General features: G+C 41.4%; 10 protein-coding genes. 5 read left to right on the top strand and 5 right to left on the bottom strand.

The annotated features are described in order from the left end of the window. Positions 1 to 9 precede the first annotated feature (9 nt). Both I5349_RS10795 and I5349_RS10790 read left to right on the top strand, forming a co-directional pair. On the top strand, positions 10 to 1,386 hold the full coding sequence (locus I5349_RS10795; RefSeq protein WP_226390787.1) for a RagB/SusD family nutrient uptake outer membrane protein: 1,377 nt from the start codon (positions 10 to 12) through the stop codon (positions 1,384 to 1,386). Positions 1,387 to 1,449: 63 nt separating this feature from the next. Continuing rightward, on the top strand, positions 1,450 to 1,962 hold the full coding sequence (locus I5349_RS10790; protein ID WP_226390786.1) for a RidA family protein: 513 nt from the start codon (positions 1,450 to 1,452) through the stop codon (positions 1,960 to 1,962). A 79-nt stretch (positions 1,963 to 2,041) separates the two neighbouring features. Here the strand turns inward: I5349_RS10790 and lpdA are convergent, their stop codons facing one another. The 4 genes from lpdA to I5349_RS10770 form a co-directional block, all read right to left on the bottom strand. Continuing rightward, positions 2,042 to 3,442: a dihydrolipoyl dehydrogenase gene (gene lpdA, locus I5349_RS10785; protein ID WP_226390785.1), complete on the bottom strand. Its 1,401-nt coding sequence runs from the start codon at positions 3,440 to 3,442 to the stop codon at positions 2,042 to 2,044. 56 nt (positions 3,443 to 3,498) lie between these two features. After that, the gene (gene odhB, locus I5349_RS10780) at positions 3,499 to 5,055 is read right to left on the bottom strand and encodes a 2-oxoglutarate dehydrogenase complex dihydrolipoyllysine-residue succinyltransferase (protein WP_226390784.1); all 1,557 of its coding nucleotides are present in this window, start codon (positions 5,053 to 5,055) and stop codon (positions 3,499 to 3,501) included. Between the two features lie 98 nt (positions 5,056 to 5,153). Further along, positions 5,154 to 7,907 carry a 2-oxoglutarate dehydrogenase E1 component gene (locus I5349_RS10775; RefSeq protein WP_226390783.1) on the bottom strand — a complete coding sequence of 918 codons (2,754 nt, stop codon included), beginning with the start codon at positions 7,905 to 7,907 and terminating at the stop codon, positions 5,154 to 5,156. 205 nt (positions 7,908 to 8,112) lie between these two features. After that, positions 8,113 to 8,937, bottom strand: a complete 825-nt coding sequence (locus I5349_RS10770) for an NAD(P)-binding domain-containing protein (RefSeq protein WP_226390782.1) — start codon at positions 8,935 to 8,937, stop codon at positions 8,113 to 8,115. Between the two features lie 107 nt (positions 8,938 to 9,044). Between I5349_RS10770 and I5349_RS10765 the strand changes: the two genes are divergently transcribed. Then, the gene (locus I5349_RS10765; RefSeq protein ID WP_226390781.1) at positions 9,045 to 10,217 is read left to right on the top strand and encodes a THUMP domain-containing class I SAM-dependent RNA methyltransferase; all 1,173 of its coding nucleotides are present in this window, start codon (positions 9,045 to 9,047) and stop codon (positions 10,215 to 10,217) included. Positions 10,218 to 10,262: 45 nt separating this feature from the next. Here I5349_RS10765 and I5349_RS10760 read toward each other — a convergent pair whose 3' ends face one another. Continuing rightward, the gene (locus tag I5349_RS10760) at positions 10,263 to 10,973 is read right to left on the bottom strand and encodes an XRE family transcriptional regulator (protein ID WP_226390780.1); all 711 of its coding nucleotides are present in this window, start codon (positions 10,971 to 10,973) and stop codon (positions 10,263 to 10,265) included. Positions 10,974 to 11,091: 118 nt separating this feature from the next. On the opposite strand from I5349_RS10760, the gene dinB reads away from it, so the two are divergent. Beyond that, positions 11,092 to 12,282 carry a DNA polymerase IV gene (gene dinB / locus I5349_RS10755; protein ID WP_226390779.1) on the top strand — a complete coding sequence of 397 codons (1,191 nt, stop codon included), beginning with the start codon at positions 11,092 to 11,094 and terminating at the stop codon, positions 12,280 to 12,282. A 5-nt stretch (positions 12,283 to 12,287) separates the two neighbouring features. Then, positions 12,288 to 15,281 carry a DNA polymerase III subunit alpha gene (locus I5349_RS10750; protein WP_226390778.1) on the top strand — a complete coding sequence of 998 codons (2,994 nt, stop codon included), beginning with the start codon at positions 12,288 to 12,290 and terminating at the stop codon, positions 15,279 to 15,281. Positions 15,282 to 15,388 lie beyond the last annotated feature (107 nt).

Raw genomic sequence — 15,388 nt, 5'->3', positions numbered from 1 at the left:
AAAAAAATCATGAAAAATAACATCAATAAATTACTCATAGGCTTATTCGCTTCAGCAGCAGTGCTGGCCTGTAATCCTTTAGATCTAGATGACATCAGTGACCCTAATAACCCATCGGTAGAAAGTGTCAGTAACAACGCCTCTAGAGAACAAATACAATTTCTCATAACTGGTCTTGAGGCACGCCACCGTGGTTATGTCACCAATGTCAGTCAAGCTTGGAATACCTTTGGTAGAGAAGTGTGGTATTTTAATGGCTCTGACCCAAGATTCCAGACAGACTGGCTTGGTCAAAATGGCCGTGTACCAGACAATTCCTACTTTGGATTTGGCGCTACTGGTGGAGGTTCATATGCAGCTCCTTATCAAGCTATCAAACAAGCCTCTGTACTTATTTCAGCTGCTGAAAACGCATCTGTATTAACTACTGCTGATAGAGGTGCCGTATCAGGTTTTGCCAAGACGATACAAGGATATCAGTTTATGATCCCTGCTAACTTTGTCTACGACAATGGCATCCGTATAGATGTAGACGATCCACTTAATCCAGGTCCTTATGTATCTTATCAAGAAGCACTGACATATGCTAAGGGAATATTAGATGATGGTGCAGCTGACTTAGCTGCTGCCTCTGGGGATTTCCCTTTTAGATTAACTCCTGGCTTTACTGGTTTTACAACTAATGCTGCCTTGAGACAAGTCAATAGGGCCATTGCAGCTAGAATCTCTATCTATAGAGAGCAATGGCAGGATGCATTGGATGCATTAGATGAGTCATTCATGGATTTAGATGGTGACCTCAATGCTGGCCCAAGTCACCCATATGGCGCTCCACCAGATGCATTTAACCCATTATTCTATCCAAGAAATGCTGCGACAAACACAATCATCGTAGTACATCCATCTATGCTAGATGATGCGCTTCCTGGTGACACTCGTGTAGCTGAAAAATTCTTCGAAAGAGATGAAGCAGTAACAATTTCTTCAGATGGTGGTACACTTACAGCTACACACCAAGACAATAGATGGGGAGCAAACACGGAGGCCATACCTTTCATTAGAAACGAAGAGTTGATCCTAATCAAGGCAGAAGCACATGCAAGATTAAATCAATTTACTGAATCAGTTGAAGCAATCAATGTGATCAGAAATGCCGCAGGATTAGGGGACTATACTGGCACCGTTAGCCAAGAGGCCTTAATAGATGAGATTCTATTCCAAAGAAGATACTCTCTTTGGGCTGAGCCTTGGGGTCATAGATGGATAGATGCTAGAAGGTATAATAGACTTTCCGATATCCCAACTAGCTACGACAATGGTGTTATCTTTAGACAATTTCCTCATCCACAGTCTGAACTAAACTGGGACGACTACACTGGAAATTAATTTACCTAAAAGGGGAGGAAGAACATCCTCCCTTTTTAATTTACTTCATCTAATCTATCAAAAATGAAAAACATTACACTTTTAGCCATCTCCGCTTTATTATTTTCTGCATGTTCACTTAAGTACGAACACAACAAACTCGGAGATAAAAAAACAACTGCAGAAGTAGAAAGAATTGACAATCCAAGCTCCTCTATATTAAGAGGTGTATACATTCCTACAGATAAGGAACTATTTTATACCAGTGGATTAGTAGCTTCTGTAAAAGATACAACAGCAGCGGTAGGAGATCCAGCTCGCTATGGCAACTTAGAAGAGCAAGCCATCAGCACGCTAGAGCGTATTAAAACCACACTTGCTGAAAAAGACTTTGACTTAGAAGATGTCATCTTCTTGACAGTCTACTTAGCGCCCGATTCCGAAGGAAATATAGACTGGCAAACATGGTTTGATGTCTACAGTCGCTACTTCAATAATGAAGAAAATCCTAACAAAGTAGCACGCTCTACTATAGGTGTTTACAAATTGGCTAATCCAGACCTACTCATAGAGATAGAAGCTGTAGCCGCAAAATAAACTTTTCATAAAGTGTATTAACAAAAAATGCTACCTCATAATAGGTAGCATTTTTATTAAAGTGCTTATCAAAATCTAATTATACGTGTAGCGCTCTATTATCTGTAGCAGCTAAGCATGCCTCCTTGAAAGCTTCCGTATAAGTAGGGTGTGCATGAGACATACGAGCGATATCTTCAGCAGACGCTCTATACTCCATAGCAACTACTGCCTCAGCGATCATATCTGCAGTTCGTGGACCGATCATATGTACCCCAAGTATCTCATCTGTACTAGCATCTGCCAATACTTTGACCAGACCATCAGTATCCATAGACGCCCTAGCTCTACCTGAAGCCATAAACGGAAACTTACCTGCCTTGTATTTAATGCCTTTCTCTTTGAGTTGCTCCTCAGTATAACCTACAGAAGCTACCTCAGGCCAAGTATATACTACGCCTGGGATCAATAGGTAATTGATATGTGGCTTCTGACCAGCAATAGTCTCTGCTACGAAGACACCTTCTTCCTCAGCTTTGTGAGCAAGCATTGCACCCTTGACCACATCACCTATCGCATAGATATTAGATACATTAGTTTGTAGGTGATCATTCACTTCTACTTGACCTCTTTCAGTGAGTTTCACTCCAGCAGCCTCAGCGTTGAGTCCGTCTGTGTAGGGTCTTCTACCGATAGATACCAATACATAGTCTCCTTTGATCTCTACTTTCTCACCTTTGCTATCTTCTGCCACTACAGTCACTTCTTTCCCCTTCTTAGTGACGCCTGTGACTTTGTGTTTGAGGTAAAAATCAAAACCAAGTTTTTTTAGTGACTTCTGAAGTTCTTTACCCATTGTCTTATCCATAGTAGGGATGATACCATCCATGTACTCTACTACAGACACTTTGGCACCTAGACGACCATAGACAGAGCCTAGCTCCATACCGATCACCCCACCACCGATCACGATCATGTGCTTAGGGATTTCCTTTAGTTTCAAAGCCTCAGTAGAAGTGATGATACGATCCTTATCTAGCTCAATAAATGGCAGATTAGCTGGTTTAGAACCTGTTGCAATGATGATATTTTTACCAGTGATCTCTTCTGACTTACCATCGTCCTTAGTCACTTTGATGGTGTTTTTATCAACAAAAGAACCAAGACCTTGATGTACATCGATCTTATTCTTTTTCATCAAAAACTGAATACCATCCACATTTTGCTTGACCACATCGTCCTTACGAGCGATCATTTGCTTCAAATTGACTTTAAGATCCTTAAGATTGATCCCATGCGTTTCAAAAGTATGAGCCGCATTGTGATAATGCTCTGAAGAGTCCAAAAGTGCCTTCGAGGGAATACAGCCCACATTGAGACAAGTACCACCTAGAGTTGGATATTTCTCTACAATAGCCGTCTTCATCCCAAGCTGAGCAGCTCTGATGGCGGCTACATATCCCCCAGGTCCTGAACCTATTACGATTACATCATATGTCATAATATTCTATATTTTATGCCTTTAAAGAGGCGTTTGAAACATTGATTTAGATAGGCTTAAACACCCAAAAGTAGTCTAGATGGATCTTCTAATAGCTGCTTTACACGAACTAGGAAGCTCACTGACTCTCTACCATCGATAATCCTATGATCATAAGAAAGCGCTAGATACATCATCGGTCTGATCACGATCTCACCATTCTCCACAACAGGACGTTCCACGATATTGTGCATACCTAGGATAGCAGACTGAGGAGCATTGATGATCGGTGTAGACATCATAGAACCGAAGATACCTCCATTGGTCAATGTGAATGTACCTCCAGTCATCTCATCAATCGTCAATTTATTGTCTCTCGCTTTTGTAGCCAGTCTGACAACTTCTTTTTCAATCTCTACAAATGAAAGCTTCTCTGCATTTCTAATCACTGGAACTACCAGACCTTTAGGAGCTGACACAGCAATAGAAATGTCACAGAAATCATTATAAACAATCTCATCTCCATCGATAGACGCATTGACAGCAGGCCACTCTTGGAGAGCTACACATACTGCCTTTGTAAAGAATGACATAAAGCCAAGACCTACTTGATTCTTTTCTTTGAAAGCATCTTTGTGTTTAGCTCTCAAGTCCATGATAGGCTTCATATTGACTTCATTAAATGTAGTCAACATAGCCGTCTCATTTTTGACAGAAACAAGACGCTTAGAGATGGTCTTTCTCAGGCTAGTCATCTTTTCTCTGCGCTGATTTCTATCACCTGACACCTGAGGAGCTGAAGATTCCGTTGACTTACTTTCAGCCTTAGTGGCTGACTTAGGAGCTGATTTCTGAGCTGACTCAGCATCTTCCTTAGTGATGCGACCATCTACACCAGTACCTTTGACTTCTTTAGGATCTATCCCTTTTTCTGCCAAAATCTTAGCAGCAGCTGGAGAGGCATGGCCTGAAGCATAGGTGTCCTTGCTATTCTTTGAAGAAGAAGCACTCGCAGACTCACTGCTAGCGCTAGACTTACTCTCAGCAGGCGCATCACCTTCTACTAGTTCAATTTTACAGATAGTTGCTCCTATCTCTAGGGTGTCACCTTCCTGAGCCACATGTCTCAAGATACCTCTACCCTCAGCAGGAAGTTCGAAAGTAGCCTTGTCAGAGTCTACCTCAGCGATGATCTCATCAAGTTCTACCATATCGCCATCATTCTTGAGCCAAGTAGCTAATGTCACTTCTGTGATAGATTCCCCCACAGTAGGCACGACCATTTCTTTGACCTCTCCAGTAGCGCCCCCTGATTTTTTATCAGACTTACTTTCTGAAGATGACTTAGTCTCTGATGACTTTTCTTCAGATTTTTTATCTGCAGACTTATCAGTAGAGCCGCTCTCATCGATTTCACAGATGACAGCACCTATTTCTAGCGTATCTCCTTCTTTTGCGATTATCTTAAGCGTTCCTGCAGCTTCTGCGTTGAGTTCAAAAGTAGCCTTGTCTGACTCTAACTCACAGATGACCTCATCCATCTCTACATGGTCACCATCTTTTTTAAACCACTGACCGATCGTAACTTCTGTGATCGATTCTCCTACTGTTGGTACTTTAATTTCTAAGCTCATATTTTTTCTTTTTACCCCCGAGCTATTGCTCAAGGTTTATTTTACATGAATTTATAAAATGAAACCCAGACCACCCCTTAGAATGGTCTCAGGGGAAATTACTTTACATCAAATGCTTTATTGATAATAGCCTCTTGCTCTTTAGCGTGCATCTTTCCATATCCTGTAGCTGGAGAGGCACTCGCTTTTCTAGAGATCACATCCATCGCTTGAGACCTAAATACCCTCGCTATGTAGCTCCAGTAGCCCATGTTCTCAGGCTCCTCTTGTACCCAATAGACTTCAGCACCTTTATACTTCTTTAATTCAGCTTCGATCTGAGTTTTAGGGAATGGATGCAATTGCTCCACTCTTACAATCGCAACATCTTTACGCTTATTCTTCTCTTGCTCTTCTTGTAAGTCATAGTAGATTTTACCTGAGCAAAGCAATACTCTTTTTACTTTCTTGGCATCAGCATAAGTATCTCCAATCACTTCTCTAAAGCCTCCTTTAGTAAACTCTTCCATTGGAGAAACTACCTTAGGATGTCTCAAAAGTGACTTTGGTGACATCACAACACATGGTTTTCTAAACTCCCAAGTAAGCTGTCTTCTCAGTAAGTGAAAGAAGTTAGATGGCTCCGTGATATTAGCCACGACCATATTATACTCAGCAGATAGCTGTAGGAATCGCTCTGGGCGGGCATTAGAGTGCTCAGGACCCTGACCTTCATAGCCATGTGGGAGCAGAAGCACCATGCCGTTCATACGCTGCCACTTAGACTCTCCAGAAGAGATGAACTGATCGATCATCACTTGAGCACCATTGGCAAAGTCACCAAACTGTGCTTCCCAGATCGTTAAGGCGTTAGGATTAGCCATGGCATAGCCATACTCAAAGCCCATCACCCCAAACTCTGACAAGAGTGAGTTATAAATATAGAACTGACCTTTGCTATCTTTTAGATTCTGAAGGAAGTTGTATGGTTCATTAGTATTCGCATCGTGGATCACAGCATGTCTATGTGAAAAAGTACCACGCTGACAGTCTTGACCAGACATTCTTACCGTTTTGCCCTCTAATAAAAGTGAGCCATAAGCTAAAAGCTCTGCCGCAGCCCAGTTAAGTTCTTTAGTATTAAAGAACATGTCTTTACGCTGCTTGATCTGTGCATCTATTTGTTTGATCGGCTTAAACCCTTTTGGAATAGAAGTCAAAGCTTCTGATACCTTTTTGATTGCAGCTTCACTGATGGCTGTCTCTGGAGATTTTTCAAAATCCTCAGGCTTAGCTCTTCTAAGTGACTGCCACTCTTTTTCTAATGGCTGATAGTTGTAAGGAAGTGGCTTCTGCTTCACCATATTCAATCTATCCTGAAGCAAGCCTCTGAATTCTTTATCCATCTGATCAGCAAGCTTGGCATCTACATCACCACGGTCGATCAGCTTCTTATTATATACCTCTCTTGGATTTGGATGCTTAGAGATGACATTGTACAATGATGGCTGAGTGAACTTAGGCTCATCTGACTCATTATGGCCGTGTCTTCTGTAGCAGACCATGTCAATAAAAATATCTCTACCAAACTTCTGACGAAACTCTATCGCTAGATTGACACTAAACACTACTGCCTCTGGATCATCACCATTGACGTGGATCACTGGTGCATCGATGAGCTTAGCGATATCTGTACAATAGATAGATGTACGCGCATCATCAAAATCAGTGGTGAAGCCAACTTGGTTGTTGATCACAAAGTGGATCGTACCACCCGTTCTGTAGCCTTTTAAGCCTGCAAACTGCGTGACTTCATATACGATACCTTGTCCTGCGACAGCTGCATCACCATGGATCAAGATAGGCAATACTTTCTTGCCATCACCATCATACTGGGAATCCATCTTAGCTCTCAAAAATCCCTCAACAACAGGATTGACTGCCTCCAAGTGAGAAGGGTTAGGAGCAAGCTTCAAATTCACTTTATTGCCAGAAGGAGTCTCAACCTCACTAGAGAAGCCCATGTGATACTTCACATCTCCATCACCCATAGTCAAGTCAGGGATGGCAGTTCCCTCAAATTCATTGAAGATTTGCTCATAGGTCTTACCCATGATATTGGCCAAGACGTTTAGACGACCTCTGTGAGCCATACCGATCATCACCTCTTTGACGCCTAGTTCTGCGCCTTTATTGATCATCGCATCAAGTGCTGGGATCGTACTCTCTCCACCCTCAAGCGAGAAGCGCTTCTGACCCAAATATTTTGTGTGAAGGAAGTTTTCAAAAACTACCGCTTCATTCAATTTAGATAATATCCTCTTTTTACCCTCAGTACTTGGCTTGAAAGCAAGTGAATCTTTCTCCACTTTTTCTTTATACCAATCCAAGATCTCAGGCTCTCTGATGTAGAGATACTCAAAGCCAATGGAACCTTCATAAATGTATTTAAGAGAATCTATGATTTTCTGCAAACTAGCTTTGCCAATACCGATCTCATTTCCCGCTTCAAATTCACTCTTGAGATCTGCCTCTGACAAACCAAAGTCTGAAATATCCAATAAAGCTCTTCTATCTCTTCTCTCTCTGACAGGGTTAGTCTTAGACTTTAGATGACCCCTGCTTCTGTAAGCATGAATCAGCGCTCTGACTTTGATCTCTTTAGGCAGATCACCTATATCTGACACAGTACCATTGACCGAGCCATTAGAAACTGGTGCACCACCCTCTCCATACTGAGCGATAGCAAAGTCGAATCCATCGAAAAACTTCTGCCAAGTCTCGTCTACTGAGCCTGCATCAGCCTTGTACGACTTGTAGAGCTCGTCTATATAAGCTCCATGAGCATTTGAGATATATGAGTATTTATCCATTATGTGTTGAGGTGTTATTTGGAAGTCAAATTTAACAAAGTCTTAACATTATTGAAAATTGTATAACCGTTTAAGCAAATTCATTTGATATTGAATTAATTACCAAACAGAAATCCTAATAAAATAAGAACAGAATCATTGATAGCTTTTATCAATTATATATTAACTAAGTTTTACAAAAGATAAACCAGTAATCTATATTCGATTAATTCTTTGGTTCAAAATAAAAGTGCAGTGGATCTGGATACTTAAATTGGAAATTATCCAATAATTTTATTTTTTCAGGAGAGATATATTTACCTAACTCATTGCCTCCTGATTTGATGATAGGAGCAGCAAAATCAAAATTAGTCGCATTGTGTAGATAGACTTCTGCACGTGTGCGTGTGAGAGGAGATACTACGTTCACTACCTCAGCCCAGTAGTTGTGCTTGATAACCCACTCTGTAAAAGCCACAGCGTCATCTCTATGAATGTAATTGACCTTGAGGTGAGTATTTTGCACTTCCTTGCCAGCAAAATACTTCCCAGGAATGCGATCATAGCCAAGTAAGCCTCCAAATCTTAAGATAGTCGTCTGATAGCTTTCACTGGAAGAGATGATCTGCTCAGCTTGTAGCATGGGCTCATTACCAGTATTATCCAGCGAAAGCGGATCTGATTCTGTAGCCACCTGACCCGCATCTGGATAGACCGAAGTAGCCGATACAAAAATGACATGCTTCGCCTGACCATTTTCAAGCAACTGCCTCAAGTACTTCATCTGCTCTGGATAGAAAGTCTCCGTAGCCGTTCTCGATCTCGGAGGAATATTAATGATAATCGTCTCACACTGAAATACACTATGAAAAGCTACTCCTTCTGGATGTGGGACCATCTTGAGTAAAACAGTCTCTATACCATCAGCCAAAAGTTGTGTTTGTTTTTCTGCACTAGTGACAGTTCCTTTTACCTCGTAGCCATTTTGTGATAAATGCTTTGCCAGTGGTAATCCATACCAACCTAGCCCAATAATGCCTATTTGCTTCATTTGTTTTTAAAAAGTATCCTTTATATCAAGCTCTTTATTGAGTGAATTGTTCCCCTAAAGCACATAAAAGCCAAGCATCTCCGCATTATTTCTTAGCTTTGCCTCCTATGAAAGTATTTGAAAAAGCAGCTAAAATCATCATCACCTGCAATAGGTGGCTAGCTCCATCTCTAGAGCAAGAAGTCCTAGCACTTGGCTTCACTCCTACGAGAGTATTTCCTACAGGAGTAGAACTCTCTGGAACTGTCACCGACTGTATCAAACTCAACCTAAACTTGAGATGTGCTAGTCAAGTACTCTATTCGATCAAAACCCTTCGCCTCAATGGCCCAGAAGATCTATACAAAGACCTCAAGAAAATCTCTTGGGAACAACTCATCGCTGAAGATGGCTACTTCTCTGTAACCTCTAATGTCAACCATCCCAGCATCAACAACGAGCTATTTGTCAATGTCAAAGTCAAAGATGCCATAGCTGACTACTTTAGAGACAAGACTGGTAGCAGACCCGACTCTGGATCTGAGCTCTTGGGAGCTGTCATCCATTTATACTGGAAGGATGACTTTGCCGAACTTTTCCTAGATACGTCAGGCGAAACACTCGCTAAGCATGGCTACAGAAAGATCCCTGGCAAAGCCCCTATGCTAGAAGCACTTGCCGCAGCTACTGTCATGGCATCAGGATGGGATATGAAGTCTCCCTTCATCAATCCCATGTGCGGATCAGGTACACTGGCGATCGAAGCAGCCATGCTGGCTTCTATCAGAGTCCCTGGCTTATACCGATCCAACTATGCTTTTATGCATTTGATCGGATATGATGAGGAGATTTTTTATAAAGAAAAAGAACGCATCAGAAAGCAAATCAATGAGGAGAACTGCCCTGTCATCATCGCTTCTGATATCGATCCGCTAGCAGTAGAAAATGCTGAGAAAAATGCACTCGTAGCAGGTGTAGATCACTTGATCACTTTCGAGGTTTGTGACTTCAGCGAGACACAGATCCCTGAGGGACAGGCAGGCATCCTCTTCATGAACCCTGAGTATGGAGAGCGACTTGGAGAGACCGAGGAGCTGGAGATTACTTATAAGGCTATCGGGGATTTTATGAAGCAAAAATGTGCAGGCTATACAGGTGCCATATTTACAGGAAATCTGGATTTGGCTAAAAAAATAGGTCTAAAAGCGAGTCGCAGGATAGAGTTTTTCAACGGTACTATCGACTGTAGGCTGCTCAAATACGAACTCTATGCAGGCACTAAGCGAACTGATATAGGATAAACAATACTCACCTCTCCATTTATATATAGGAAGGTGAGTAATCAATTATCCCAGATGCTCAGCCATCACCAACTTATACTTCCATACCTCAGACACTGATCGAATAGGCACGACAAAGGGCGCAAAAATCGGGTTAGAGGAACACAGAAGAATCTCTTCTTTTGACTTGATGTGATTATATGCAATCTTAAACGTGATCCCCTCATTAGCCGCGATGATGACATACTTTTCTCCATCCTGTATACTCTGCCAGTTTTCGACATACTCACACACGATATAGGCGCCATCTGGTATAGGTAGCATAGAGTCTCCATCTACCTGAAAGACTCGATATTTCTTTCCTTGGGGTAAAAACGGAATACTCAACCTAGGAAGCTCACTGATATACTCAGGATCAGCGAATCCCGCCAAATAGCTGGCCTTAGCTCTGACAGGCACCATCTCAATTTGTTCATGCCCTCTATGATCTACTGTAGTGGCTAAAACTCTAATATGTTCACCACTGATCTTCGACTGATCATCGAGCATACTTGCTAATCTAGTCTCTGAAAACTTACTCAGATCTATTCGCACTAGTGTATCAATAGACACCGTGAGAAAGTCCGAAATCCGCACCAATACCTCTAAGGGAGGATTGATATTCAGCTCATAGCCCGCCCACTGTGAGCGACTCACCCCCACGGCCTCAGCTATAGCTGCTTGTGTGATGCCTTTTTGCTTTCTGAGGATCTTGAGATTAGCATGTATCATGGTCATATGGCAAATATATATGAGTCAACAACTGACAAAAAGCTTTTTCTTTTCAAAACCAAAGTTATAGATTTGTGTTAATTATTTTATCATATATTTGTAAATATAATAAACAAATAAAAAGATGGCAGAGGGGAGAAGTATAGTACATATGGACATGGATTCATTTTTCGTGTCTGTGGAGCGACTACATGATCGCTCCCTCATAGGCAAGCCACTAGCGATAGGAGGAACAGGAGATCGAGGAGTAGTTGCCTCTTGCAGTTATGAGGCCAGAGCATTTGGCGTGCACTCTGCTATGTCTATGCGTATGGCTTCACAGCTCTGTCCACAGCTAGTTTCTGTCAGAGGTGATTTTGATAAATACGCTAAAAAGTCTGAAGAAATCACCCAGATCATCTCAGAGCAAGTACCTCTTTTTGAAAAGTCATCCATTGATGAATTCTACATAGACTATAGCGGGATGGACAAGTTCTTTGGCAGCATGAAGATGGCCCAAGAACTCCGTCAGCGTATCATCAAAGAAAGTGGTTTACCCATATCCATGGGACTCTCAGCAAACAAAACAGTATCTAAGATCGCTACAGGACTAGCCAAGCCAAATAATGAACGGTATGTACCCTATGGCACTGAAAAAACATTTCTAGCACCACTTCCTGTCGATAAAATCCCGATGATAGGACCCAAAACAGCTGATACACTCTATGTCATGGGCGTGAGAATCATCCATACCATGCAAAACCTACAGCCCGACTTGATGAAAAGTGCCTTTGGTAAAAATGGTTTGATGATGTGGGAAAGAGCCAACGGTATAGATGACAGTCCTGTAGTCCCATATACAGAACGAAAATCACTCTCTACAGAAGAAACTTTCGAGCAAGACACCATCGACATCAAGCTACTAGAATCAGTACTTGTAGCCATGACCGAGCAGCTCACTAGCAAACTCCGTAGAGAAAACCTACTCACCTCATGTATCAGTGTCAAGATCAAATATGCTGATTTTAGCACACATAGTCAGCAGCGTAGCATCGGCTTCTCATCGGCAGATCATACTATCATTTCAGTGGTCAAAGACCTCTTTCGCAAGTTGCATAACAGACGACTACTCATCAGACTCATCGGGGTCAGATTTAGTAGCTTGACACATGGCAACTACCAAATCAATCTCTTTGAAGACACTGTAGAGCAGATACGGCTTTATCAAGCTATGGATAAACTCAACGGAAAGTATGGTGACAAAACCATCTGCAGAGCTATAAGCATGCATATCCCTCGCAAAAACTTCAACCCATTCAACGGAATAAGCGCTTAATCAATATGTATCTCAATTGTCATAGCCAGTTTAGCTTCAAGTATGGTGTCATGAGCATCCCACAGCTCATCAACGAAGCTGTCAAAAAGAAAATAGATGCCCTAGTACTCACCGACATCAACTGCACCGCTGGCGTATACCCCTTCATCAAAGCAGCCTATGCTGCAGGTATTCATCCTGTCATCGGTATAGATTTTAGAAATGGCTCACAGCAAAAATATATCGGCATAGCCAAGTCTCCTAGAGGATATCATCAACTCAACAAACACCTTTCCTTACTCAATCAAACCAAGCAAGCTGTGCCTAATAGAGCGCCAGAGATGGAAGACACATTCATTATATACCCCTTTTCTGAAAGCGTATTTCACCTCAGAGAAAATGAATATATTGGAGTAAGCTTCAAAGACCTCAATCACCTACACCGCTCCCAGTGGAAACACCACACGCACAAACTAGTACTCTTACATCCAGTCACTTTTACCTCCCAGCTGGACTTCAATGCCCACAGACTACTCAGATGCATCGATGGAAATATTCTACTCAGCCAACTTAACAAAATGGATCAGGGACAGATCTCTGATCAATTTCTGAGCTATCCAGAGCTGATCAAAAAATATGACCAATACCACTTTTTACTCACTAATGCGCAGCAGCTCATAGAACAATGCCATTTTTCATTTTACTTCAAAGGACTCAAAAACAAGAAGTACTTCACAGCCTCTGAAAAAGAAGACGTCAGTCAACTCAGAATGCTCACAGAGGCAGGCGCACTCAAAAGGTACAAGGTCATCACTCCCATAGTACGTGAGAGAATAGAGAAAGAATTTGATCTGATCATTAAGAAAAACTTTGTCGCCTATTTCCTGATAAATTACGACATAGTCCGATATGCCAAAAGCAGGGGATTTTACCATGTAGGACGCGGTAGCGGTGCCAATAGTGTCATAGCATACTGCCTAGAAATCACCAATGTGGATCCCATCGAGCTTGATCTATACTTCGAGCGTTTTATCAACTTATTCCGAGATAGTCCGCCAGATTTTGACATTGACTTTTCATGGAAAGACCGAGATGAAGTCATCTCATATATTTTTCAAAAGTATAATAGCCCACATAGTCAGCATGTATGCTTACTGGCTACGCACAATACTTTCCAGACCAATTCTTCCTTTCGGGAGTTAGCCAAAGTATTTGGTCTACCCAAAGAGGACATAGAGAATATCATTCAGCTACATAAAGATAACCAACCACTCCCTGATCAGATCAGTACCACAGTAGCCAAATATGCACAGTTCATCACCGATCTGCCAAGTCATCTGAGCATCCACGCAGGAGGTATTTTGATATCCGAAGACCCCATTTATGATTATACTGCATTGGACTATCCTCCTAAGGGTTTCCCTATATCTAACTTTGACATGATCACGGCAGATGAGATCAACCTACACAAGTTTGACATCTTAAGTCAGCGCGGATTAGGCCATATCAAAGAATCACTAGATATCATCCAGAAGAATCGAAATATTGAAATAGACATCAATGATGTAGATCGATTCAAACAAGATGAAAAGATAAAAGAACTTCTCAGAGAGGGAAAAACAATCGGCTGCTTCTATGTAGAATCTCCTGCCATGCGCATGCTCCTGAGTAAACTTCAAGACGACAGCTACCTTGGCTTAGTTGCTGCTAGCTCGATCATTAGACCAGGAGTCGCTAGATCTGGAATGATGAGAGAGTACATCAGTCGACATCGCGAATTCAAAAAAACAGGCATTAAAGGAAACGATATCATGTGGGAACTCATGCCAGATACCTATGGTGTCATGGTATACCAAGAAGATGTGATCAAAGTAGCGCATCACTTTGCAGGAATAGATCCAGACGCTGCAGATATCCTGCGCAGAGGTATGAGTGGTAAATTTAGATCACGAGAAGAATTTGAGCGTGTAAAAAACAGTTTCTTTTCAAATGCCGCTAAGAAAAAGCGTCCACTAGAGCAGACGACTGAAGTATGGAGACAGATTGAGAGTTTTGCTGGATATTCATTTGCCAAAGGACACTCTGCCTCTTTTGCTATAGAGAGCTACCAAAGCCTGTATCTTAAAGCTTACTACCCTCTTGAGTTTATGGTTGCAGTGATTAATAATTTTGGCGGCTTCTATCACACCGAACTCTATATACACGAAGCCAAAAGACTAGGAGCACAAATCCAATCAGTAGACATCAATATTAGTCAATACTACACCCTTCTTATAGACAAAACTATCTACTTAGGCTTTGCACATCTGAAGTTTATCCGAGATGAACTTAAGAAGCAGATTCTACATGAAAGGAACATCAATGGCTCATTTACCTCACTCCATGACTTCATGAAGCGTATTGAGATTCAACCAGATCAACTTAAAATCATGATAAAAATAGATGCATTCAGATTCACTGGCAAAACCAAAGAGCAACTCCTATGGGAATCAAACTATAGATTGAGCTTCCCTCAAGACCCAATAGTCAAACATCACGCACTTTTCAAGAAAGACACCTTTGAAGATAAAGTTTTACCCGATCTAGCATCTGCTAACAGGAGAGAAGAGCTCCTATACCAACTCGAAGCTTATGAATTCCCACTCCACTCACCGTTTCTGTTACCCAAGGATCAACACTTAAAATCAATAAAGGCTAAGTCTATCCCTCAAAATAAAGGAAATCTAGTTCAAATAATTGGCTATCTAGTGACCTATAAAAATACCCGTACAGTAAAAAATGAACGAATGTACTTTGGGACATTCATGGACAAACATGGCGATTGGATAGACACCATTCATTTTCCAAATAGTATCAAAAAACATAATTTTAAAGGCAAAGCAATCTATCTAATTAGAGGGATTGTAGAAGAGGAGTACAACTTCTTCGCCATCAATGTATCATACATGCAAAGAGTTGAATACTGGAATAAGCAAGATGAAATGAGAGGGCTTTATACTGAAAGTCAAAAAATAGCTTAATCTCTTTAAATATTTTCAAAAAAATAAAGGGCATAAAAAAAGTCCTTAAGTTTTTTGAGGACTCAAGGACTATAATAAAGGGTGGCAACGACTTACTCTCCCGGGTG

Source organism: Penaeicola halotolerans, from assembly GCF_016464625.1.
GTDB classification, from domain to species: Bacteria; Bacteroidota; Bacteroidia; order Cytophagales; family Cyclobacteriaceae; genus Penaeicola; species Penaeicola halotolerans.
This window is presented reverse-complemented; position numbering and strand designations above follow the sequence as displayed.